This is a genomic window from Neorhizobium sp. DAR64862/K0K3, assembly GCF_050500185.1.
In the GTDB taxonomy this organism is placed as follows: Bacteria; Pseudomonadota; Alphaproteobacteria; order Rhizobiales; family Rhizobiaceae; genus Neorhizobium; species Neorhizobium soli.
The window spans coordinates 936,611-959,747 of sequence record NZ_CP191450.1; the positions used below are offsets into that span (position 1 = coordinate 936,611).

Consider the following 23,137-nt stretch of genomic DNA (forward strand, 5'->3'; position numbering starts at 1 on the left):
CCAATGCAAACCGGTCTGCCTTTGATTTCAGATTGCCGAAGTGGCAAGCATCAGCAGGGTTGCGATTGGACTTGTCATGCCAAGCAGTGCAAATGAGAGTGCGCAGGCTACAGCATAGGCAATCCAAAAAACGGGAAAACGCCCCGTTTTGAAGCCGAAACCACAGACGACGAGGTTTAGGACAAAGACCGCGATGGCAAAACCGAGATGCTGGAAATTTGCTATTAGTCGCGCAGCCTGCGGCATCAGGCCAAGCAGAAAGATGAGCAGCAGCATTTGTAATGCTCGCTCGGTGGCTACCGTTCTCCTAAACTCTCCGAGCATGCATTGTCCTCGTCCCTTGAGAAGCATTGTTGCCATTTGACTATGGAGCAAATTGAAAAACAACCTGTAAGCACTTGAAGATTCCTTCTCCTGATCGCCTGTGATAAAATTCGCCATGGCACATTTATCAGGAACAGACCGGTCGCAAATGCTGCTTCTCCCTGAAGTGGTGGACGATTACGTTGGCCCGGACAACCCGGTTCGGTTCATCGAAGCCTTCATCGATGGATTGGATTTGCAGGCCTCCGGATTTATTCGCGTGGAGCCAAAGGCAATGGGTCGTCCGGGTTACGATCCGGCCGATCTTCTAAAGCTCTACCTCTATGGGTATTTGAACCGGGTCCGCTCGAGCCGTCGGCTGGAAGCTGAGACGCACCGTAATATCGAAGTGATCTGGCTGCTGCGGCAGTTGAAGCCGGATCACAAGACCATCGCCAACTTTCGCCGGGTCAACCATGCCGCTTTTCGGCAGGTGTTCCGGGAGTTCGTCATCCTGTGCCGCCAGCTTGATCTGTTCGGCCGGGAGCTGTTGGCGGTTGATGGCACGCGCATCAAGGCGGTCAACAACAAGGATCGGAACTTCACACGGGCGGCGCTGACAAAGTTCATCCGCGAAGCCGACGAACGACTGACGGAGTACATGAAGCGGCTCGATGACGGCGATGCACAGGAAGAGAATACCGCCGGCGGCGGACCGAGAGCCAAAAACCTTGCCGAGAAGATCGCCGCGATCAAGGGAAAGCGTGACCGCCACAAGGCGCTGCTCGATGAAATGGATCGCACCGGCGAAGACCAGATATCGCTGACCGATCCCGACAGCCGCGCCATGGCGCGCATGACCAAGGTTGGAGTCGGTTACAACATCCAGCTTGCCGTCGATGTGAAGCACAAGCTGATCGCCGAACAGGAGGTCAGCAGCCAGGTCGTTGACATGGGCTTGCTGACACAGACGACGCAGGCGGCGATGGACAATCTCGGCGTCGAGCAGATCGAAGTGGTCGCCGATCGCGGCTACTTCAAGGTCGAGGATATCGAGGCCTGCGAGAAGGCGGGCATCACCGCCTATGTCCCCAAACCATTACGTCACGCGGCTGTCCGCGAAGGGTTCTTTTCCAAGGACGAGTTCCGCTATGATGCCGAGAAGGATGTCTACGTCTGCCCCGCCGGACAGCACCTCTCGCCACGATATGAGAAGAAGACGCGCGACCTGAAGCTTGTCGAATATTGCAACCGGGAAGCCTGTCGGTCTTGCGCTCTGAAGGCGCATTGCACCCATGGATACCGAAGGGTCGGCCGGGTCGAGAACGAGGCGGTTCTTGACCGGATGGCAGCGCGCCTTGCAGCCAGACCCGAAGTGCTCGACCAGCGCCGCGAAAGCGTTGAGCATCCGTTCGGCACGATCAAACAATGGATGTACCAGGGTGCCTTCCTGATGCGCAGGCTACACAATGTCCGAGGTGAGTTCAGTTTGACGGCGCTCGCCTACAACAACGTGTCGATCAGGCCTGGCGAGAAGCTGACGCCGCGCGCTTGCCGCTCGGCGAGACCCTGGCCAACGAGATGTTCGGCGCGCCTATCCATCGCCTGGCGCACCTCGGCGCCGAAGCCACCGCCGCCGAGCGCCACCGGCTCGCGGGCGATTGCCTGCCGGTCGAGCCAGGTTGCGCCCGTCGCGGTGATCTGTCGTTCGACGTTGAGATCGGATCGCACCGCAAGGGCGACGCGCCGGCGGCCTTGGGTATCGTCGAACTTGCGCAGCTCGACGATCGAGCCCGGCGCGCTGTCGCCAGCTGCATCGAGGTCGGGCAGCTTGATGTGATGGGTGCGCCCGTCGGTGCCATCGACCACCGCGTAGGCCGTGCCCTTCAGCTCATCATCGAGACCACGATCGACCAGCCGCCCAACGACAGGAAGTCGAGGCTTTCGCCGGCGAGCACATAGTTGGCCGCGCCGCGCTCGATGCCGCGGTCGGTCAGGCCGCGATGGATGCGCTTGATGATGTCCCCGCGTTCGCCCAGCTCGCGCAAAGTTGCCTCGGCATTGTCCCCCATCACCCACTGACCGGGACCGACCTGATCGGCGAGGCCGAGCGTCTCCAGCTTCCGCAGCCGGCCGACTTTCATCTTGTGGAATTCGTCCGGCTGGCGATCTGGGTGCGGGGCGAGATCAACGACGCCGGTGCGATAGCTGTCTCGGGCAAGCTGGCGATCGAGATTGGTCCAGCGCTCCGCCTCGATCTGCCGTTCGAGGTTGCGGCGAATCTCGTGATCAGTACGAGGCCCTAGTTCCTGGGTGACGAGGTCTTGGGCGCGGGCGCGCATGCCTTCCTTAATGTAGTCGCGGGAGATGACGAGGTCCTGCCCGTCGTCGGTACGGCCGCGCAGGATGATATGGACGTGCGGGTTATCCGTGTTCCAGTGATCGACGCCGACCCAGTCGAGGCGGGTAGCCAGGTCCTTCTCCACCTGCCCCATGAGCTCGCGGGCGTAAGTCTTGAGGTCGGACATCTCGGCCGCGTCCTCGGGCGAGACGATGAAGCGGAAGTGATGCCGGTCGTCCTGGGTCCGCTCTGCAAAGGCCTTGGGATCGGCATTCTCGGTCTCGGGACCAAACAGCCGCGCCTTCTCCCCATCCCGGGTGACGCCCTCGCGCCGGAGATAGCTGAGGTGGGCGGAGAGTGGCGCGGCCCGAGCGCTGTGACGGACGACTCGCGTCTTGATGACTGTGTTGCGTGATCGGCTGGTAAGCAGCCGGTTAGCCCGCACGGTCGCACCCTGGCCGCGCCCGAAACGCGAGCGGCTGCCCGAGCTGATCTTGCCGGATCGGGAGACCGTGCCGCCGGCGCGCTGAGCGGCCGCCAGTGCCTGGGCGATGAAGGGCCGCGCCTGCTGAGCGCGGTTGGAGCGGATGCGGCCTGGCCGGATGCCGAAATCGTCCTCGCCGCTCATTGCTGAGGCCCCGCACATCGCTCAAAGCTGAGGAAATCCTTGCAAAAATGGCGAATGCGTAGGCTGCGCCGATCAGGCGTACCTCGCGCAAATGCGCCATAAGCCCCTGAAAACACACGACCGAACGCAGGCACACATCGCCTGCTTTTATCTCGCCTTCCCTCGGTCGTGTCTCCCGATGCCCCTTCCCACTCTGCAATTCCTACGATCCAGCCCGATGCAGCAACAGAGACTACGACAATCATCGCAATGCCTCCTGTTCGACGTTGCGACGCACAAACAGGCCATCGGACGGCGGTGCGAGCGCCGACAGATCGACAATCGCATGTTCGTCAAAAGGCCGGCCGGAGGGGGGATTGGCGGTCTTGTTATCATCACTATCTCCGGTCAGAGAACGCGCGACGAACAGCGGCGCAATCGACCATGAAGAGCGCGACGGCTGAACGACCGTGCGCTTGCCGAGTGCTGTATCCCCGTCGATCAGCGACATGACTTTCGCGATGTAATTGACGGTCTCGGCCGGCAGTGGATCGCCGGTGACAAGGTGCTTTTCGTAGCGGCCGGGGCCGGCATTGTAGGCGGCGAGGAAACCCGGCGAGCCATAGAGATCATGCAGTTCTGCGAGATAGGCAGCGCCAGCGAGAATGTTGTCACGTGGCTGATAAGGATCGGCGCCAAGGTGATACCGGGTGCGTAGTTCCATCCATGTCTCCGGCATGATCTGCATCAGGCCCATCGCGCCTTTCGGCGAGACGGCAAGCGGATCATGATCGCTTTCAGCCTGCATGACGGCGCGTATCCATCGTTCGGAAATGGCAAATCGCCTGGCAGCTTCAGTGATGTGCTTTGCCCATGGATCGGACGGCGGGGCGACCGCGACAGCGCGATCCGACACAGCATTGGTTTTCAGAGGATCAGCCAACGCTATGCATGGCTGCGTGACGATCATGATGACCGCGACGAACATCGCCGTGATCGCTGAGACAGCAGCGTGAGCACTGCCGTCCCCAAACGCCATCAGCCTGCCATCGTGCTCGCTTCGGTCAAGGGCAAGGCTTCGCCGTCGACCAACAGTTTCCGGACGGTCGACGCCTGATGACGTGTCCACTTCCCGGAAAACAGGCCGCCGCCCCTGACCTCCGTTGCGCGCAACGGCTTGCTCGTAGGCGATCGGGTCGAGGGGATTGATCGCCGCTCGATCGATCAAGAGGATTACGCCTGAAGGTTCGCGGGAAGGACGGCAGCGCATGACGGTCACGCCTGTTCGTCGCGCCGCGCCTTGCGCGTCCAGTGAAGATTCCAGACATCTTTCCCGGTGTCTGACTCGAACATACGGGCGCGGATCGGCTCGACGAAGGACGGATCATCTATGGTCACGGACAGATACGCCCCTGCCCTATCCCCGGTGCGGTCCCATGCCGCGCCAACCTCAAGGCCATCGCCGAAGATGCGATGGTTTGGCGCATTTTCAGCGTCGGTCTCATCGGCTGGCAAAATGGTCACCTCGGCATTGAGAGTGAGCGTGCGGATGCGGCCGAAGAAGCCGTCACTGTTGCGGGTGAAGGTACCAATCTGGGTCATGGGAATTCCTTGCGTTGGTGGTGGAGCGAGCCATCACGGCTCGTCGGGTACTGGCTAGCGAGAGCTGTCTGCGGCCGGATGCGGATCGTCGGTCGTCCAGAGCGGGATCGCCCGGCCGACGACGGTTGTGAGGGGAAGCGGCCCGAAATAACGGCTGTCGAAACTGTCGGGTGCATCCCAGTTCATGAAGAAGGCTTCGCTCTCGGCGATCTGCCGGCATCCCTGCCAGACGGGCAACGAGCGGCCTTGGCTGTCGCGCCCGCGGGCCTGCCCGTAACTCATGCCGTAAGCGGTGATGTCAGTGCCGGAGCGGCAAACTTCGGTGCCACCGAGCGCCAGCACGCGCTTGAGAAGCGGCAAGCCCTTCGGCAGATAGCGGCGCTCGTCAAGGAAGTTTGCCAGTTCGTCGGGCGGCATAACCACAGCCAGATCGGTGACGTCGATTCGATCGACCGGAACGACTCGATAAAGCCCGACCGGCGCGCTGGCACTGGCGTTCCAGATCAGCTTCTTCGGTGGATCGACGAACGCCGCGACGCCGGTGGCGAGTGCGGAAAAGTATGTCACCGTCACCCATGCGAAGCGCGTCATGGGGTGTCTCCAGTGCGATCGTTGCCTGTGGTTTTGCCGGTCGCCACGAGAATGGTCCGCCGTTTGAGCCAGGCACGATGCTGCTCACGGCTGTAGGTCCGAAACGGCTCGTTGACGCTAAGGCGATTGTGGACATGCCGCCAGTGCTCCGGCGCGACGTCGGCCGGAGCGATGCCAAGTGCTTCGATCGCGTCGATGGTGTTCAGGATCGTTTCAACCTTCGGCCAACCGTGGATGCGCAACAGGATGTCGCCACCTGGACGCACGAATGGAAGCGTCTGGAACGCTTCGCCTGGCGCCACCGTGCGCAGGATATCGATACGGGAAACAACCGTGCCGTAATCGTTCGCGGCCCATCGGACGAAGGCGAACACGCTACCGGGAGCAAAGCCGATGATGCGGCGGTGACGATCGATGCGCTGTTCTTCAGCTATCTGGCCGAAGCGGATCCAGTGTTCGATCCGCTTCTCACGCCATGTCAGTTCGACCACCGTTCGACTGGGCGGAATGCTGTCAATGTGCATACCCGTTTTCATCGTCCCGCTCCCCAGGTGGAAGGCGAGAGGGGTGCAATGAGGGTGCAGGCGTATGACGCTGGATGCGATCCACACGCGGCCGGTGCAGGCTGGTCCGTTAGAAAGATTCCGAAGGAATCTAGGTTAGGAACGTTAGGAGAGCGAATAACCGAAGAAATACGGATGGTTAAGTCCGATTTCGGTCCCTGATAGCACGGGTATCCAGTCCCCGATAGCACGGGCCTGGCGGTCCTCGATAGCACGGGTCTGTCCACAGCTTGCTCACAGTCTGATCGTCCGGCGGCGCGGCGCGCGGAACGTTGCGATGCCAGACGGATCGGTTGAGGTTGGTTGGAAGGTCAAGCGGACGCGGTCGTCCGGATCGGTCACAAGTGCCAGGCGATAGCCAGGCAGCGGCTGGCGCTGGACGATGCCGCGCAAGTCGTAGACAAAGTGCTTGAGGGGCGAGAGGCTGCCGGACTTCAGGTGCAGGTGCTTGAGATCGAAGCTCCAGCCCCACGTCTGGCGGCCGCCGTGCTTGCGCACGAGCCGGTAGAGCCAACGCTCAAAGCCGCCTCTGAGATCGAAATAATCCCGGTCGATGGTGAGGATCAGCGCATCGTCGATGACGCCGGCATAGAACCAGTCCGGCAGGATGAGTTCGATGCCGAGCGGTCGTCCTTGCGCATCAAGCCTCTCCTTCCATTCAGCGATCCATGAAAAGCGATGCCTGCGCCGTCCGGATGGCTGGCGGATTGTGGTGGCGATCGTGGTGGATTGCAGTCGGTCGAGGGCTGCCTTCAGCCGTTCATAGCTGCGGGCGGAATCGTCCCGGCGGATGAAGGTTAGGATTTCATAAGGGGTGGCCGACATAAGGCGTGATGTCCGCAAGCCGTTGTCGCGGGCTTCGACGATCTGCGATGCAGCCCAGATCAGAATGTCCGCGTCCCAGATCGTCGCCATGCCGTGTTCGGCGGTCGCCTCCACACGGATCGACACATCGCCCATGCGGAAATCGATCGGTGTCACACGGCGGGATTTGGCCAGCGAAAAGAACGGCCAGGACATGAGGTCCTGTGCATCGCGGGCGGCGATATTGCCGCCGCTCGGCTGAAACAGCTCGAGCTGTTGTCCCTGATATGTCCTGTGCGCGGGCATTGGTGGGCGATCAGCGCGTCATGACAATGGCACGAGCTGCCATCGACACGTGAGGCATCCGCGCGCTCGAAGCGGCCTCGGAGGTCGACTGGCGTGCAGATGCGTCAATCCACGCGTGAAGATCAGTGACGGCATACACGACGCGACCGCCGAGCTTGTGATAGATCGGCCCGGTTCCGTCGCAACGATGCTTTTCGAGGGTGCGGGGCGAAAGATCGAGAAGGCGGGCCGCTTCGGGGGTACGCACGAAGCGCGGCCAAGTGTTGTCGGTTTTTTCCTGCATCGTCTGCCTCCATCGCGGACACCGTCAAAGCGGCGGGTCGGCTGCGACAATGGCGAAAAAACTGCGGTCCGGCGGAGTGACAAAAATCCTGATTCTATGGACATGTCCCCTTCAAGCCACGGCGAAAAGCGCCGCCGAGTAACGTAAAAGGCAACGATGAGAGGGATGAGTATCGGATGGAGTGGGAGATGGCCGTGCGAAGCTATGGCTGGAGCAGGCGCAAATAGCCGCCCTCAATCAACTCCCGGGAGCTTTTGAGCAGGCGGATGACACGCCGACGCTCGGGTGCGTTCTTCCAGTCGATAGAGCGTAGCGCCTTTACATCCCGGTTGAGCAGAATGCTGGCAATTTCCTGCCGTGAGGCACCGCCAGTCATGCCGTCCCAAGCCCGCAGCATCAGGCTGAACCTGTAAATCTGGTAGCGCGAAAACCGCTGCCAGCGGGGTAAAGGTCCGGATGGCTTGCCGGTCAGCCAGCGCTGGAAACGTTGAATGCTCTGGACCCGCTCGGAAAAATGTATGTCGACGGGGATAACAACGGCTGCATTCATGGTCTCAGTGCCTTGCGGCAACCAGAGCCGATGATCGCCCTGCTCGTCCCTCACAACGGCGTGGAACCCATCATCGGCCATTTCCCCCTCAATCGACGGGGCGAGCGGATCTAGCAATGATGTGGTGTCGAAGCCGTCTGCCGCGTGTTCAACGATAATCGTAGCGGGAAAGAGCTGCGGTCGCCAGATCGGGCGGGACTTCGGGGCCGACCGAAATGGATCGGCCGGGAAAGGTGACACCCCACAGTCGGGACAATTCCGCTGTAGCGTCGCGCTTTTTCACCTTACCGGATGAAATCCCATCCACTGTGTCCACATAGTCCGTCTGGAAGTCCTTGTTGCGGCGAAGAAACTCGAACGCAACGCCACTCCGATCGAGACGGCTCAATTGTTCTTCGAACTGCGGCGAACGCCAATCTGGCAACGGCTCCATACTCTGGTCTCCCCAATCGAAATCACGAGAGGAGATGTCAAGTTTTCAGGTCATCGCTTGTGGAACAATGCAGAAAATCGGAATATGCAACCCATCGGAGCACGATAAGCAAACGGACCCCAATCACTGGATGTCATCCGTGTCCGAGGATCTTCGCGCTATTGAATGCCCCGTTCGAGCAGATGGCGGTAACCGGCCTCGGTCATCCAGCGGGCGCGGGCAAGATGCGTGTCGTGAATGCGCTTGGCTCGCTCGGGATCGGCAGCGACATCCAGGCCGAAAATTACGCTGGTCGCTTCACGCCAGTCCGCACCCTCCTCTGCCGCGTCGAGCAGGCGCAGATAGGTGGCAAAATGGGCCTCGTCATAAGCGCTTACCCGTTCGGTCAGCGGTGGACCGTCATCCAGGAGAGGCTTGCTCATCGATATGTCCCCAGTCTTTGGTCCTCGTGGAAAGCAACCCGTACACGATAACAAGGTTGTTGCGATCATGGATTGGCAGCATGCCGGAACCACGTCAACGAATGGTGTCGGATCATCTTTGATGGCGCGTCAGATTTCGTCGCGTAGCAACTCGACTGGATCGACGCCGAAACCAGCTGCAAGTTTGTCGAGCATGTCGATCGACGCGGCATATTCCTCGCGCTCCAGCATGCCGACATAGTTGCGATTGACATGGGCACGATGGGCCAGCTCCTCCTGCGACATGGATTGCTCCTGCCTTAAACGACGCAGATTTCTGGCGACTCTCTCCCGTAAGCTCATGTAGGGAGAGTCGCCGCATGCCTAATATACTAACCACCCAATATACTAGGTATTCGTCTGTCGGGATAGATACTTATCAAAAAATCTGTGCGTGATCTTGCGAGCCGGGCGCAGCCTGGCGAGCGCGGTCGCGGCGTCAGGGCATCGCTCGGGGCTTCACGGCGCAGCGGGAATCTGGCATGCTTCAGGAATCGGAACACCCTGCGGCGGACCGAAGGGATCGGGCGCGGCGGAATTGCTTCCGCCGCGCCCGGCCTCATTTATCCGGCCCGTTCCAGTAAGACCTTCGCCTTTGCCTCCAGTTCAAGACGGCTGTCCTGATGCGCCTTCGTGCGAGCATGGGCGGTCATGCCCTGCACAAAGTCAAAGATGCTTTCAGGCGGTCGGCCTTCTTCCTGCAACACGGTTTCGATGATCTTGCCGGTTTCGGCCTTGGAGGAGCCACGCCTGCGCAGGAAACTTTCCCGGTCCTCGTCCGTGCGGGCAACGATCCTCTCCCGCGCCGCCTTGATCCCGGCCACGAACGGGGCGGGTGAGGAATTGGCGAAGCTCGACAATGCAGGGGCTGCCTCGTGGGCAAAACGCTGCGCGGCGAACTTGCTGTGCCGGATAGTGATTTCCTCGAAATTTTCGACGCCCCACAGGTTGCGGTTCATGCAGACCGCGCGAAGATAAAATGACGCGATGCCAAGTGTCTTGCTGCCAACTTCACTATTCCAGCAATAGAAACCCCGGAAGTACAGGTCCGGCTCTCCGTTCGGTAGGCGTCCGGCTTCAATGGGGCGGGTGTCGTCCACGAGGAAAACGAAAACATCGCGGTCACTGGCGTAAAGTGTGGTGGTGTCCTTGGTGATGTCGACGAAAGGGTTATGCGTCATCGTCGCCCAATCCAGAACGCCGGGGACTTTCCACATGGTATCGCCCACGCCGTTCCCCGCGATCTTCATGACGGCTGCGATAAGCTCATGGTCAAAAATCCTGCCGTAGTCCGATCCCGTTACCGCCCGGAGCTCAATGCGGCCTTCATCTGCTTCATAAGTTTTCACAAGTTCGGCCCGGTGCGAAAGTAAGCCGTGTTGTAGATTGATGCCCGCCAGAGGCGCAGGAAGCTGGCGCATATAGGTCGCCGGTGCGCCGACTAGGCTGCAAAGCTGGCCGAAACTCCGATGCGTCGGCGAAATGGGTTCATCCTGTCCGGGAACGACAAGCTCCAACCGTTCCGCATTGTCGCGGCTGGCCTCAATGCGCACGGCGCGGGTTTCTACGGTGCGGGCGGTAGCGCGATCTGCCCGCCCCTTCACCGCGTCGTAAAGTTCGGTGAGCGACAAATACCGCTCGTCATCAGGGCGCGAAAACCATTCCGAAGAAACCCTGCCGTTATGCTCACCACGGGTCACATCCACGCGGAAACCCTTGTTGACCTGATGACCGTTCTGGCTGCTGGCGATGAAATTCATGTCCTTGCTCCTTTTCTTTCCCGTAAATGCCGAAGGCATGTCCCTCGACATGCTTTCCGGGGGCGCGTGAGCGCGCGGGGATGGAGGGGGCAAATGCCGGCGAGCATGGCCGGCCTGCCAGCGTGAGCGGGACGGAGTAATCATGATTGGAGGAGTGATTGCCTGGCCGTTCTGCGAACCGGCGGGCCTGACATGCGCAGGCGTCGTTTGCGGGGAGCAAGGGGAAAAGTTTCCCTTGGCTCCCCCTTTTCGAGTTCGCAATCAGGAAATCGTTAGTTCTTTGAGGCGGTTGTTATGACTCAGAGGCGATTTTATTTGGTGGTCAGATCATTTCAGCCCTGGCAGATATGATAATCGAGCGCGCATCTGTTTGGGAAGCCGCGCTGCTCCTGCCAGAAGCGGTTGACGATTATGGGGGGCCGGACAACCCGGTCGCTTCATCGTGGTCTTCCTCGACGCCCTCGATCTCAAGGCCGCCGGCTTCGTGCGGTAGCGGCGAAGGACACAGGCTCGCCGGGCTTCGGTCCTACTGATTTGCTCAACTTGTACACTTATGGCTATTGATCAAGCGCGCCTTCAAGTTCTCCGGTCATTCCCTTCGCGCCGGCCTTGCCTCCTCTGCCGAGGTCGACGAACGCTACTCCAGAAACGGCTTTGGCCAGGCTTCCGCGGAGATGACGCACAGATATCAGCAGCGGCGGGGCCGCTCCGCGTAATCTCACTAACGCTTCGGGGCTTTAATTGACCTCTCCCCTCTATCGTCCGAGCACGCTCTTGTAGAGACAGGCCTGCCTATTTGACGGAAGAAGCTGCCAATCAAGGCACCACGGCCTGTAGCATTGCTATGATCTCTGGGTATCGTTCGATGCATCAGTCCCCGATCTATTAGACTAACCTTCCAGACGCCTGAAGCGCTCAAGCCGGAAGGGTGCCGGGTCGACACAAGGCGTGGCCCCGGTGATAAGGTCGGCCATCAATGCGCCTGCACCAGGGCCAATCCCAAATCCGTGACCGGAGAAACCGACCGCCAAATGGAAACCGGGGATAGAGGCGACCGGGGCAATGACCGGTACCGCATCCGGCGTCACGTCCATAAGGCCGCCCCATGTACGGGTGATCCTGGCATCGCGGAAGGCTGGGAAGGCCGCACGCAGGCGGCCGACACCGCCGTCGAGCAATCCCTGTGAGGGGACGGGGTCGAGAATGCGGATATTTTCGAACGGCGTCACCTCGTCGCTCTTCCAGCGCTTCGCCATCGCCATTTCGCGCAGGAATTCGCCGCCGAGCCTCAGCCGCAGGGCCCGCCAGTTCTTGACCAGCGTCGGCGTGTAGTCAGCGAACAGCTTGAAACTGTCCGGCGTGATCGAGGCGATATCGGCATTGCGCTGCGCAACGGTGAAGCCGCCATCGAGACGACGGCGGAAAGAGAAACGACCAGCACCAACCGGCATATCGGTCATGCCGTCGATGGGCGATAGCCGCGCGACACTGCCAAGGATTTTCAGGATTGGCAGATCGATTCCTATATTGCCTGCAAATAGCCGCGACCATGCTCCGCCGGCCAGCACGACTTGCGAGCAGCGGATCTCACCATGTTCGGTGACGACGCCGCTCACCCGCCCCGCTGAGCGCTCGATTGACCGGACCGCGCAGTTGGTAAGTATATGCGCCCCTTTGGCCGCAGCACCGCGTGCGATGGCAGGGACGGCGATAAATGGTTCTGCCTTACAGTCGCTGGGAGTATGAAGCACTGCCTTGAATGGCCTGCCCATGCCCGGAACAAGTTGGGCAGCGGCCTCGCCGCGCAACATGTGGGAATCGAGACCAAGCGCTGCGGCGTGTGTCAGCCATTCCTCATAAGTCACCATCTCGGCATCGGTTTCGCAAAGATAGGCAATGCCCGACTGACGCAGGCCAGTCTCTCCGCCCACCCTTTCGTTCATGCCTCGCCAGAGCCGCAGGCTTTCCATTGCCAGCGGCAATTCTGCCGGGTCACGGCCCATTTGACGCACCCAGCCCCAATTACGCGACGATTGCTCGCCGGCAATCAGCCCCTTTTCGCAGACTGCCACGCTGATGCCCCGCTCGACCAACGAAAGCGCTGTCGAGATACCGATGATGCCACCGCCAATGACCACGACATCCACCTGCTCCGGCAGGGCCTGCGCGGACGTGACCACGTCGGGTATGATTCTGGACATTTCTGGCTCCTGAAAGGCTGCGGTTACACTTGCTTTTCCGCGGGAGATTTGTTGGCACGGAACTGAGCGATCAACCGTTCCGTCCGCACCGGGTCGGCAAAGGCCGCAACATCCTCGAACAGCCGGTCGGCATCCTCCTCCACCATCAGACCGGCGGCCACCGAGGCGTCACGGATCGACAGACCGTGTTTTGCCGCATGTTTGGCGACGGCGGAGGCGGCGGGGTAACCGTATATCGCCGCCAGCGCCGTGGACAGCGCCAGCGAACCGGATGCGTCGGCAAGGCAACGCTCGACATTGACCTCGATGCCGGCAATGCAGCCGGACACAAAGAGCGGAATGGCGCGCCGCATCAACCGGATGCTCTCGCTGATCGCCTCAAGGATGATCGATTCCCAGACGTTGAGATCGAGCTCGCCTTCTGCAGCGCGTGTGACAGTGACGTCGTTGCCGATCACCCGGAAGGCGATCTGCATCATCATTTCCGGCATCACCGGATTGACCTTACCGGGCATGATCGACGAACCCGGTTGAACCGACGGCAGAGTGATCTCGCCGAGGCCGGCACGCGGGCCGGACGACATGATCCGCAGGTCGGCAGACAGTTTCGACAGAGTTACGGCGATGGCCTTCAGCGTTGCCGAGACATGCAGCCAGTGGTCAGCATTCTGCAGAGCATCGAACAGGTTTGCTTCCGCATGCCATGCCTTGCCCGTCAGCGCCTGCAATTCCTGGATAACGAAGCTGCGATACTCCGTGGAGGCCCCGAAGGCGGTTCCAACGGCGGTAGCGCCGAGCGGCAGGCCGAGGCAGAGGGTTTCGAGCCTCACAATATCCGCCGACTGGCGTTGGAATGCCGCACGGTAACCGGAAAACTGCTGACTGAGCGTCACCGGCAGCGCATCCTGAAGGCAGGTCCGGGCGAGCTTCACGACATCCGCGAATGCATGTTCCTTTTCCGCCAGGGCATCGACCAGAATCGTCACGGCATCGCGCAGAGCCGAAAGCTCGCCGCCGACCGCCATTTTCATCGCGGACGGTATGACATCGTTGGTCGATTGGCTCATGTTGACATGGGTATTGGCGTGGACGGGATTTTGGCCTTTTCGTCCGCTCAGAATCTCGCTTGCCCGGTTGGCCAGCACCTCGTTGACATTCATGTTGGCCGCAGTGCCGCCGCCGCCATGATAAATGTCGACCGGAAAATCCTCGCGCCGGACATCCGCCAGATATTCGATCGCGGCTTCTTCTATCGCCTCGGCGATCTGTGGTTCCATGTACCCTGCCCGGCAATTAGCGCGCGCCGCAGCCTGCTTGATGACGATGATCGACGGCACGAAACCCTCGATATCAGCGATGGTACGGCCCGAGACCGAGAAATTATCGACGGCACGCGCGGTCTGGATGCCGTAAGCGATCTCGTCCGGCATCAGCCGCGTGCCCAGCGCATCCTCTTCGAGACGCATGCCTGCTTCAAGGCAATCCATATCTCAGCGTCCCGGCCGGTCGAGGAAATCACGCAGCCTGTACCAGCCGGTAAAGGCCGGCAGGAACCAGGGTTTTCCCGAATAGAAGGGAACCGCGGTGAATTTTTCCCTGTCGAAAGCGGAGGGGGCATTTTGCTCGCCGAGGATCTTCCGGGCCGTCTGGTAACCGAGATAGGTCATCAGCGCGACGCCGTTGCCGTTGCAGCCAACCGCGAAATCGGCGCCGTCACGTTCGCCTATATGGGCGAGCTTGTCGACGGTCATGGCGACACTGCCAACCCAGGAATGTGTGATCCTGACGCCGGCAAGCTGCGGCCAGAGCGCCAGCATGCGCGCGTAGATACGCTTTGCCGCCTGCCTCTCCGACATCTCGAAAATGCCCGGTCGTGAGCCGAACAGCAGCCGCGTGCCATCCGGCGACGGGCGGCCATAGATAAGGTCGCGGCGGGTGTCGGACAGCATCCTCGCCTGCGGGATAAGCTCGGCCAGAAGATCAGCCGGTAGCGGCTCGGTAGCGATCTGATAGCTTTTGACTGGCACAAGGCGGCGGGCGAGTTCCGGGCTCGCATCGGCTTCGGTATAACCATTGGTCGCAATGATGACGTTGCTGGCGCGTATCGAGCCGCGCGCCGTCGGCACGATCCTCTCGCCGTTCGGCCCGTCCGTGACAAGACCGGCGCGGGCATGAGAGCGAAGCATGACGCCAGTGGCCCTGGCCCGTTCGCGCAACGCCTTATGATAAAGGCCGGGATGCAGCCCGCCGTAATCGTCAATCACCATGCCGCCATGATAATAATCCGAACCGATGGCAGCCCGCTGCCGGTCACGGTCGAGGAAACTTACGGTCACACCGGTCTTTTCAGCCAGCAGCGCGCCATGACGTCTCAGTGTTTCGTAATCGTCGGCAGTGTGGGCGCCGAAGAAGCGTCCGGTGATTTTCAGTCCGGCATCGAGCTTTTCGCTCTCGATCAACATTTTCAGGTATTCGAAGCTTTCATTGCTCTCGCCAATCAGCCGGTTGATCAGCGCCGGGTCGATGCCCTTGATCGCGCCGCCGACGACCAGCTTCTGGGCGCTGGAAATCATTCCGCCGGAGCGTGTCGAACAGCCCGAACCGATCCGGTCACTATCCAGAACGACGACAGACCTGCCGGCCCGCGCCAGATGGGTCGCGGCGTTGATACCGGCATAACCGGAGCCGACCACCACAACGTCTGCACGTTCCGGTAAGGGATCGAGATTGGTTTCGGGTTCTGCCGCCTCCCACCAATAGGGCGCTTCCTTGAAGTCGGCGGAATAAATGTCATCAAAACGGGGCATACTGCATCGAGCGTCACGGCTCGCCTTTCAGTGAATTTCGAAAGATCAGAGAACCTTGCCGAGGAATTCGCGTGTTCGCGGATCCTTCGGATCGTCGAAGAATTCTGCTGGAGGCGCGCTTTCGACGATCATGCCGCGGTCGGTAAAGCAGACGCGGTGGGAGACATCGCGAGCAAACTTCATCTCATGGGTGACGAGCATGCAGGTCAACCCCTCCTCCACCAGTTCGCGGATGGTGAACAGCACTTCCTTGACCGTTTCCGGATCCAGTGCCGCAGTCACCTCATCGAACAGAATGACGTCGGGCTGCATGGCAAGCGCCCGAGCGATCGCAACGCGCTGCTGCTGGCCACCGGATAGCTGGCCCGGATAGCTGTCGGCCTTTTCCGACAGACGCACCTTCTTCAGGAGCTTGCGGGCACGCTCTTCCACTTCGGCCTTGTCGTGACCGAGCACCTGGATCGGCGCCATCATGATGTTCTGCAGCGCTGTGCGGTGGGGGAAAAGATTGTACTGCTGAAAGACCATCGCCACCTGATGCCGCAGCGGGCGCATCGCCTTCTCACTGCGCATCTCGTGGACCTTGTGGTTACCGACGCGAATGAAACCCTCGTTGATCGGGATCAGCCCGTTGATGCAGCGCAGGATGGTCGACTTGCCGGAGCCGGACGGGCCGATGATGCAGACGGCCTCGCCCTTGCCGACATTCAAGGAAATGCCCTTCAGAACTTCGAAAATGCCGAAGGATTTGCGGATGCCGTCGATCTCGATCAGAGCGTCGGAGCGTGTCATAGATTGTCTCCTTTAACGGCATTCTCCAGCCGTCGCGCGAGGATCGCGATCGGGTAGCAATATCCGAAGAATAGAAAGAGGATGGTGAGGTAAAAGTAGACGATGACGCGGTCACTCTCCATCGCAAGCGACGTGTTGAGAATGGTCAGAACGTCTTGGATGCCGGTAACGGTGGCGAGTGCGGTTGCGATCATCAGCAGCGCGTAAAGGTTCATCCAGCCCGGTATCATCCGGCGAAAAGCCTGCGGCAGGATCACGTGGCGGTAAATTTGCAATTGCGTATAACCGAGCGACCGCGAGGCTTCCCACTGGCCGCTATGGATCGATTGCACAGCGCCGCGGATGACCTCCGAGAAATTCGCCGCCGTGGGCAGCGCCAGACCGATCACCGCCTTCACGAAGGGCGGGAACGGGATCATCACGCCAAATATCCGCATCTCAAAGGGAAGGATATAGAGCATTGCGAACAGGAGAACGAGCCACGGCGAGTTGCGCAGGAAGTTCATCACGAAGAAAGACGGCAGCCGCACAAAGGGAGACTTGGCAAGCGTCGCCAGCCCCATAACCGTGCCAAGCGCGGTCGCAACCGCCATTGCGGCGATCGACAGCAGGATATTGAGTACGAAACCGCCCGTGACCGGCCAGCCGGAGCCCGAGCCCGTCAGTATCAACGGCAACCGAAGCCAGACGCGGCTCCAATATTGCGCGCCACCGGCCACCGCGTCGATGGCGATCCACAGCGCCACGGCCATCGCGATGACGGCCAGAACGGCGCGCTTCTTGTTTTCGTAGGTCAAAAGGGTGATCATGATCAGTGCCCCTTTCCGTAACCGGGAAAGGCCATCCATCGCTCCAGCCTCGCCATTCCGAAAGTCACGACGGAGACGAGCGAGACGTAGATGAGGAGGACGAGGATCATCACCTCGAGTGTCCGGAAGGTGTCGTTGTAGATCTGGCCGGCGTAATACATAAGTTCCGGCACCGTGATGACCGAGGCCTGCGAGGTTGTCTTGAACAGGTTGGTGAGCACATTGGTCAATGCTGGCAGGCAGATGCGAAGCGCAATCGGCGCCTCGACCTTCCAGAACCGCGACCAGCGGCTATATCCCAGCGACCGTGCCGCCTCGATGATCGATTTCGGCATGGTTTCGATGCCGGATCGGAAGGCCTCTATGGCGAGCGCCCCACCGAACAGGCTGAGCGAGATCGAAGCGCAGGCGAAGGCACTGAGCAACGGCATCGCGAGCCCGGTCGAGGGATCGATGACTTTTAGACCGAGCGTCGAGAGCGTGAAATATGCAAACAGCATCTGCAAGAGCGGAGGCGTGTTGCGGAATACTTCCACGAACAGCTCAACGATGGCGTCAAGCCAGAATATCCGCAGCGTCAGCGCCAGCGCGCCCAGCAGGCCGATGATGACCGCGGCGCTCGAAGAGAGCACCGCGAGTTTGAGCGTATTGAGGACCCCGGTAAGCAGCCACTGCTGGTATGCCGGATCCGAAAGCCAGGAATAATCGAGACCGAACAATCGCTGCCCCAGTTCTTATTAGTTCAGTTTCGCTTTGGCAGCTTTGGCGCGCTCGGCAATGTAGTCGGCAGGCGGGATATTGAATTCAGTTTCCCAACCGATCATCTTGCCCTCGGCTTCCGCTTTGGTAATGGCCTTGTCGACCGCTTCCTGGAACGACTTGTCGCCTTCGCGGATGCCACCGGCCATCGGCAGATATTCATAGGTTGGCACGGCGACTTTGTAGCCGGACCAGTCTGCTTCCTGGACTTTGAGGTCCAGTGTCATCTGGTCGAAAACGAAGCCGACGCAGCGGTTGTCGCGCAGCGCGCGCATGGCTTCCGGCTGGGTCTTGAAAGCCACCAGTTCAATGCCAAATTCCTCGGTCATCTTCCTGTTGTAGTAAGAACCCTGGATGCCGCAGACCGGCTTGCCCTTGAGTTCTTCCCACTTGGTTGTGGTGGCAGCCTTGGCCATCATCACCGCCGGGCCGGGCGAAGACACATAGGCCGTCGTGAAGTCGATGACCTTGTCGCGGTCAGGCGTGACGCCGAGGGTCGCGAAAATGACGTCGATGCGTCCGGCGGTCAGGAATTCGATGCGGTTGGCGGCAACCACCGGAACGAACTCAATCTTGTCGGCGGAGCCCAGCAGTTCCTTGGCGACATATTTGGCAAGCTCGACTTCGAAGCCGATGATTTCGCCTTTGTCGTTCAAATAGCCATAGGGTGCGTAGTCGTTCTTGACGCCGACGATCAGCTTGTCGCGCGACTTTACGTCGGCCAGCGTGTCTGCCGTCGCGGCACCCGCCATGAAGAGGCCAATCGCCATCAAGGCCGTGGATGCGAATATCTTTGCTCTTTTCATTTTCGTCAGTTCCCCTGTTTCTTGTAGCGGGTGCCTTAAAGATGCGATGAACCCCGCAAGCCGTCGCAAATTAAACTGCCTACAAATTACTCACCTCTGTAAGTCGATTACTTTTTATCATTGAATACCGAGATTTCTCATTATACAAGTTATCAAGACCTTATTTTTCATAATGTGAGATTTCATGCTTGAAAGCCGACAGTCGTCAACCAGCGGAGCCCAGCTTTTGGACCGAGCGGTCATTTTGCTCGATCTTGTTGCAGATGGCGGCGTGCAGGGGGTTACGCTCAAGGACCTTACGGCCCGTTCCCAGCTCAACACCGCCACCTGTCACCGCATCCTCAATACGCTCGTCGGCCATAAGCTGCTGGCGCGTGACGACAAAAAACGCTGTTACCGTCTCGGTGCGCGGATGGCGATCTACGGCGCCCGCGCCGCCCGTGGGCCCGGCATCATCAGCCGCTGCGAAGTGGCGCTGACCCGCATCCGCCGCCGCACCGGCGATACGATCCACCTGATGGCGCGGCTCAATCACGATTCCGTCTGTCTCGACCGGCGCGACGGCGAATGTGTCGTGCCAACGCTGACAGGTTCGATTGGTGGCTCGGTGCCACTCGGCGTTGGCCCAGGCTCCATCGCCATGCTCGCCTATCTCGATGCGGACGAGCAGGAATTCATCATCCGCGCCAATGTCGAGCGTTACGCCGCCTATCGCGACCTGACTGCCGACAAGGTTCGCCGGTTGATCGCAGAGACGCGCGACCGTGGCTACGCGGTGGATGTCGGCGAGCTCATTCCCGGCATTGCAGGAGTTTCCGTGCCCATCTTTTCCGACGGTGTGACGCCCAACGCCTCGCTGGGCTTCACGCTCTTAAGTGCCAAGCTCGTGCCCGGCACGCTGGAACAGTATGCGCTTCTCCTGAAGGAGGAGATTACCGCAATCGTTGATCAGTAGCTGTCGTCGAGCAGGCAATTGATCCAGAGCTCCGAAACGCTTGCCCGGTTCGGAAGCGTAACGACGTGTAGGATTGAACTGGCGATGTCTTCCGGTTGGGTCAACGTGTCCGTAGGGGTGGCACCGGCAAGCGGCATCCCCATGTCGGTTGCCACGAAACCAGGGCAGATGGCGGTTGCCCGCACGCCCTTGTCGAAGCGCGCATGGCGAATCGCATGCGAAAGGCCGAGCGCTGCGAACTTGGACACGGAATAAGAACCCGAGACGGCCGACTTCACCCGTTTCCCGGACAGCGAGGCAACGATAACGACACGTCCAGAACCGCTTTCCACGAGTTGGTCCCAGCATGCCTTCACCAGTCGACGCGGACCGTTGACATTGACATCCATCAGCGAACTAAACTCCTCGTCGGTCGCCTCGATTGCGGTCTTGCGCACCATGATACCGGCATTCGCGACAACCGCATCGATACGGCCGAATTTTGCCATAGCAGCTGCAGCCCAGTCGATCGGCGATTGGGCATCGACGGCATCATACGCATGCACTTGTACGCTATCCGGATCGGCCCAATCCGGCAGCACCAGCGTGCGCATGCCAAGCGATACGTTCCAGCCAGCCTCCATGAAGGCTTTACCCGATGCGGCGCCGATGCCGCGATTGCCGCCGGAAATGAGAACGGTTTTCTTTTCGGTCATCTCGGTCAATTCCTCATCAAGCGTGCGGCACGAGGGCGACGCCCTCCTTGCGGGTTGCGCGGTTCTCCTGCATGCGGAAATAGCGAAGACGCAAGCCCGGGGCGAAAGACATCAGCATCGGCGCCTTGTGTAGCGGCTCCATCTTCAGCGACAGGTCCTTGTCCGGCACGCCCAGCGCCCATTCCGACAGGATGCCGCCGAGCATCGAACCGGTTGGCACACCGCGGCCGGATAGACCGGTGCAGGCAATCACGCCAGGTGCAAGATCGTACAGACGCGGGATGGTCTTCATCTGCATGTCCAGTTCGCCGAACCAGAAATACTCCCAGCGGATGTCTTCCTTGATCTGCGGATGCAGGAATTTAAGGCGGTCGGTCATCACTTGCCGGGTGTATACCGGGTCGGCGCCGCGCTGGCCCATAGGGAACATCGATGCGACGATGCGGCCTTCGCGATTGTACTTGTAGACATAGATATCACCACGACCGTCATGCATCGTGGTGTTGTGCGGCAGCACCTTTTTACGGGTTTCGGGATCAAGCGGCTGGGTGGCGGCGAGGAATACTTTCTTGATGCGGAAGCTCTTGTCGAGATTCTTCCAGCCTCCGACGGTATACGCGCCCGTGGCGAAAATCACCTTGTCGGTCAGCACACTGCCGTCTGGCGTCCGGACCGACCACTTGCCAGCCTCGGGCTCGACGTCCTCCACTGGGGAACTCGTGAATATCTGGCCGCCTTCCTGAATAACGGCGCGAGCGAGGCCGCGGGCATAGGAGAGCGGGTTCACATGGCCACCTTCCTCGTGGTACCAGCCGCCATGGAAACGCGGGCTACCGGTCATGGCCTCGACCTCGTCCTTGCCAATCACCCGGCAGCGGGCACCAGCGCCAGCATAGGCGTCCGATTTCTCCTGCATGATCGACATGGCGCCCGGACGAAGCGCGCCCATGACATAACCATTCTGAACCCACTCGCAATCGAGCTGGTAGGACGTGATCATCTCCACCACACGGTCGTTGGCCCGGGTCTGGCGATGGATGAGGCGTTCGGCGAAAGGTTCACCCAGCATCTTTCTGAGGGACGGCAGGCTGTAATAGCTGAAAGTCGGCGTGCAATGTCCCGCATTACGGCCGGAGCCCCCAAAGCCTGCCTCCTGCGCCTCGACAAGCACGACCTTGACGCCCTTGCGGGCCAGTTCAAGCGCTGTTGTCAGGCCGGTATAGCCAGCACCGACAACGCAGACATCCGCAGTAGTTCGTCCCTCAAGTTTTTTGGTCGACGGAGCAGGAACTGCTGTTGCAAACCATAGCGTTGCATCAAAAGGCGAAAACTTTCCCAAGAAATGTCTCCTTCGAGAGTAGCCACAATCGCGTAACCTTGAAAGCCTTGCGTTGACGATCTGCATAAAATGAATTTCGGCGTCTTTGCCGATTTTATATGCGTGACAGAAATTGAGGCATCTCGTCAATCACGTTCTCACAATACGAATGCTCTCGCGGAAATTTCTCATATTGTGGACTAAAACAGAAAATCTATTCGAACGAGTACGTATACCGGCAGCGCGCACTGAACGTAGGTGCCAAATCTTGGGGTCATGCGACATTTCGAATAACTGCATTCGCTTCGCCACAGATTCGGGCGGGCGAACTCCCGCACCCGGTTTTTGATAGTAACTCGTCATCTCTTGGCCTACGCGCAGCTCAAGGAGTCGTGGGACTGGCAGCGCGAAGCGTACGGTTATCAGCGCTTCGATCGAAGCGTATCTTTGACGTTCCAACGTGACCATCCGGCTGTGGGATACCCACGGCGGTGGGCATAAGCACGGCGAAGCCCCGCTTTCGCGGGGCCGGGCCTTGGGCCTGTTCAGTTACCGGCTCGGCGGCGGGACCAGATGAGCGCCAGTTCGTCGCCTTCCACTTCGACCAGGCTCGCATAGATCGGAGCGGGGAAGCTCGGATCGTCCAGCTTGACCGAGAGGTAGGGGTTGCCCTTGTCGGACTGCTTCTTCCATGCGGCTCCGAATTCTGTGGCCGCCGCAAACACGCGGAAGTCCGGTCCGTTTTCGTTTTCGCCCTCGGATGGGACGAATTTCACCGACTTGACGTTGAGGGTGAGGGTCTTGACCGAGCCTGTGAAGGAGTTTTAGGTCATTCGTCAACTGTCATTTTGATCAGAAGCGACTGATATCGCTTTATCATTCGCTGAAGGACACTTCCTGGTGTCCTCTTGCCGGACGCGGCGCTCCGGGGTGGGCGCCGCGTCCGGTGATTGGCCGCCTCAGCGCGACCAGATGAGGGCGTAAGCGTCCTCGTTCTCGACGAGGCTGGCGTAGATCGGAGCGGGGAAGCTCGGATCGTCGAGCTTGATCGAGTGGTACTCCCGGCCGGTCTCCTTGGCAGTTTTCTTCCAGCCGGCGCCGATCTCGATGGTGCTCGCGAGGGCGCGCAGGTCAGGCGACTTGTCGCTTTCCTTCTCTGCCACGACCAGGCGGGCCTTGATGTTGAGGTTGAGGGTCTTGATTACTCCGGCGAAAGAGCCGTCTTCGTTGCGGGTGAAAGTGCCGATCTGAGCCATTTGTCTTCTCCGTTGCTGTATCAGGTCGCGACCACCGCGGCCTTGATGGCGATCGGAGAACACCGGGCGACTGGCCCGCACCCGAAGGGCCGAAATGCAATGGAGGGCAGCCCAGGGCCGAGGTTCTTGTCTCGC

General features: G+C 60.1%; 23 protein-coding genes and 4 pseudogenes. 3 read left to right on the plus strand and 24 right to left on the minus strand.

All coding sequences use genetic code 11. The features are described 5' to 3' along the window. Positions 1-27: 27 nt before the first annotated feature. Complete coding sequence (locus ACQY1L_RS21155; RefSeq protein WP_430244246.1) at positions 28-441, minus strand: hypothetical protein; 414 nt, start codon at positions 439-441, stop codon at positions 28-30. 31 nt (positions 442-472) lie between these two features. Here ACQY1L_RS21155 and ACQY1L_RS21160 point away from each other — a divergent pair. Next, positions 473-1,753: pseudogene (locus ACQY1L_RS21160) on the plus strand (IS1182 family transposase); the annotation flags it as partial. A gap of 59 nt (positions 1,754-1,812) precedes the next feature. Here ACQY1L_RS21160 and ACQY1L_RS21165 read toward each other — a convergent pair. The 12 genes and pseudogenes from ACQY1L_RS21165 to ACQY1L_RS21220 all read right to left on the minus strand — a co-directional run. Further along, positions 1,813-3,272, minus strand: a pseudogene (locus ACQY1L_RS21165) (relaxase/mobilization nuclease domain-containing protein); the annotation flags it as partial. Between the two features lie 241 nt (positions 3,273-3,513). Then, positions 3,514-4,479, minus strand: a complete 966-nt coding sequence (locus ACQY1L_RS21170; protein WP_430244248.1) for a lytic transglycosylase domain-containing protein — start codon at positions 4,477-4,479, stop codon at positions 3,514-3,516. 47 nt (positions 4,480-4,526) lie between these two features. Next, positions 4,527-4,853: a DUF736 domain-containing protein gene (locus ACQY1L_RS21175; RefSeq protein ID WP_430244250.1), complete on the minus strand. Its 327-nt coding sequence runs from the start codon at positions 4,851-4,853 to the stop codon at positions 4,527-4,529. Between the two features lie 54 nt (positions 4,854-4,907). Next, positions 4,908-5,444 (minus strand): S26 family signal peptidase, encoded by a 537-nt coding sequence (locus ACQY1L_RS21180; protein WP_430244252.1) that lies wholly within the window; start codon positions 5,442-5,444, stop codon positions 4,908-4,910. After that, on the minus strand, positions 5,441-5,980 hold the full coding sequence (locus ACQY1L_RS21185) for a DUF2840 domain-containing protein (protein ID WP_430244254.1): 540 nt from the start codon (positions 5,978-5,980) through the stop codon (positions 5,441-5,443). Before ACQY1L_RS21185 ends, ACQY1L_RS21180 begins: the two co-directional genes overlap by 4 nt. Before the next feature lie 261 nt (positions 5,981-6,241). Next, positions 6,242-7,117 (minus strand): replication initiator protein A, encoded by an 876-nt coding sequence (locus ACQY1L_RS21190; RefSeq protein ID WP_430244256.1) that lies wholly within the window; start codon positions 7,115-7,117, stop codon positions 6,242-6,244. Between the two features lie 10 nt (positions 7,118-7,127). After that, positions 7,128-7,400, minus strand: a complete 273-nt coding sequence (locus tag ACQY1L_RS21195) for a helix-turn-helix transcriptional regulator (protein ID WP_430244258.1) — start codon at positions 7,398-7,400, stop codon at positions 7,128-7,130. Positions 7,401-7,602: 202 nt separating this feature from the next. Further along, positions 7,603-8,190, minus strand: coding sequence for a DUF2285 domain-containing protein (locus ACQY1L_RS21200; protein ID WP_430244260.1), 588 nt, complete (start codon positions 8,188-8,190; stop codon positions 7,603-7,605). Beyond that, positions 8,099-8,383 (minus strand): transcriptional regulator domain-containing protein, encoded by a 285-nt coding sequence (locus ACQY1L_RS21205; protein WP_430244263.1) that lies wholly within the window; start codon positions 8,381-8,383, stop codon positions 8,099-8,101. Before ACQY1L_RS21205 ends, ACQY1L_RS21200 begins: the two co-directional genes overlap by 92 nt. A gap of 158 nt (positions 8,384-8,541) precedes the next feature. Further along, entirely contained in the window at positions 8,542-8,805 is a 264-nt protein-coding gene (locus ACQY1L_RS21210) for a DNA -binding domain-containing protein (RefSeq protein ID WP_430244265.1), read from the minus strand. A 129-nt stretch (positions 8,806-8,934) separates the two neighbouring features. Continuing rightward, the gene (locus ACQY1L_RS21215; RefSeq protein ID WP_168329337.1) at positions 8,935-9,147 is read right to left on the minus strand and encodes a helix-turn-helix domain-containing protein; all 213 of its coding nucleotides are present in this window, start codon (positions 9,145-9,147) and stop codon (positions 8,935-8,937) included. Between the two features lie 260 nt (positions 9,148-9,407). Next, positions 9,408-10,604 (minus strand): DUF932 domain-containing protein, encoded by a 1,197-nt coding sequence (locus ACQY1L_RS21220; RefSeq protein ID WP_430244267.1) that lies wholly within the window; start codon positions 10,602-10,604, stop codon positions 9,408-9,410. Between the two features lie 563 nt (positions 10,605-11,167). Between ACQY1L_RS21220 and ACQY1L_RS21225 the strand changes: the two are divergent. Next, positions 11,168-11,345 (plus strand): annotated as a pseudogene (locus tag ACQY1L_RS21225) (integrase); the annotation flags it as partial. Between the two features lie 149 nt (positions 11,346-11,494). On the opposite strand, the gene ACQY1L_RS21230 reads toward ACQY1L_RS21225, so the two are convergent. Genes ACQY1L_RS21230 through ACQY1L_RS21260 form a run of 7 tightly spaced genes read right to left on the minus strand, consistent with a single transcriptional unit; the run spans position 11,495 to position 18,778 of the window. Continuing rightward, positions 11,495-12,805, minus strand: a complete 1,311-nt coding sequence (locus tag ACQY1L_RS21230; RefSeq protein ID WP_430244269.1) for an NAD(P)/FAD-dependent oxidoreductase — start codon at positions 12,803-12,805, stop codon at positions 11,495-11,497. A 23-nt stretch (positions 12,806-12,828) separates the two neighbouring features. Continuing rightward, positions 12,829-14,292: an aspartate ammonia-lyase gene (locus ACQY1L_RS21235; RefSeq protein ID WP_430244271.1), complete on the minus strand. Its 1,464-nt coding sequence runs from the start codon at positions 14,290-14,292 to the stop codon at positions 12,829-12,831. 3 nt (positions 14,293-14,295) lie between these two features. Next, positions 14,296-15,612 carry an NAD(P)/FAD-dependent oxidoreductase gene (locus ACQY1L_RS21240; protein WP_430244272.1) on the minus strand — a complete coding sequence of 439 codons (1,317 nt, stop codon included), beginning with the start codon at positions 15,610-15,612 and terminating at the stop codon, positions 14,296-14,298. A 45-nt stretch (positions 15,613-15,657) separates the two neighbouring features. Then, the gene (locus ACQY1L_RS21245) at positions 15,658-16,404 is read right to left on the minus strand and encodes an amino acid ABC transporter ATP-binding protein (protein ID WP_430244274.1); all 747 of its coding nucleotides are present in this window, start codon (positions 16,402-16,404) and stop codon (positions 15,658-15,660) included. Further along, positions 16,401-17,213 (minus strand): amino acid ABC transporter permease, encoded by an 813-nt coding sequence (locus tag ACQY1L_RS21250; protein ID WP_430244276.1) that lies wholly within the window; start codon positions 17,211-17,213, stop codon positions 16,401-16,403. Before ACQY1L_RS21250 ends, ACQY1L_RS21245 begins: the two co-directional genes overlap by 4 nt. A gap of 2 nt (positions 17,214-17,215) precedes the next feature. Continuing rightward, complete coding sequence (locus tag ACQY1L_RS21255) at positions 17,216-17,932, minus strand: amino acid ABC transporter permease (protein ID WP_430244278.1); 717 nt, start codon at positions 17,930-17,932, stop codon at positions 17,216-17,218. Positions 17,933-17,950: 18 nt separating this feature from the next. After that, entirely contained in the window at positions 17,951-18,778 is an 828-nt protein-coding gene (locus ACQY1L_RS21260; RefSeq protein ID WP_430244280.1) for a transporter substrate-binding domain-containing protein, read from the minus strand. A gap of 184 nt (positions 18,779-18,962) precedes the next feature. Here ACQY1L_RS21260 and ACQY1L_RS21265 point away from each other — a divergent pair, with 184 nt between their 5' ends. Then, complete coding sequence (locus ACQY1L_RS21265; protein ID WP_430244283.1) at positions 18,963-19,733, plus strand: IclR family transcriptional regulator; 771 nt, start codon at positions 18,963-18,965, stop codon at positions 19,731-19,733. On the opposite strand, the gene ACQY1L_RS21270 is transcribed toward ACQY1L_RS21265, so the two are convergent. From ACQY1L_RS21270 to ACQY1L_RS21285, 4 genes and pseudogenes are all read right to left on the minus strand, one after another. Then, complete coding sequence (locus tag ACQY1L_RS21270; RefSeq protein WP_430244285.1) at positions 19,727-20,428, minus strand: SDR family NAD(P)-dependent oxidoreductase; 702 nt, start codon at positions 20,426-20,428, stop codon at positions 19,727-19,729. The two genes, ACQY1L_RS21265 and ACQY1L_RS21270, sit on opposite strands and share 7 nt — an antisense overlap. Before the next feature lie 16 nt (positions 20,429-20,444). Beyond that, positions 20,445-21,767, minus strand: coding sequence for an NAD(P)/FAD-dependent oxidoreductase (locus ACQY1L_RS21275; protein ID WP_430244287.1), 1,323 nt, complete (start codon positions 21,765-21,767; stop codon positions 20,445-20,447). A gap of 524 nt (positions 21,768-22,291) precedes the next feature. Then, positions 22,292-22,570 (minus strand): annotated as a pseudogene (locus tag ACQY1L_RS21280) (DUF736 domain-containing protein); the annotation flags it as partial. Positions 22,571-22,705: 135 nt separating this feature from the next. Further along, positions 22,706-23,002, minus strand: a complete 297-nt coding sequence (locus ACQY1L_RS21285) for a DUF736 domain-containing protein (RefSeq protein ID WP_430244289.1) — start codon at positions 23,000-23,002, stop codon at positions 22,706-22,708. Between the last annotated feature and the right edge of the window lie 135 nt (positions 23,003-23,137).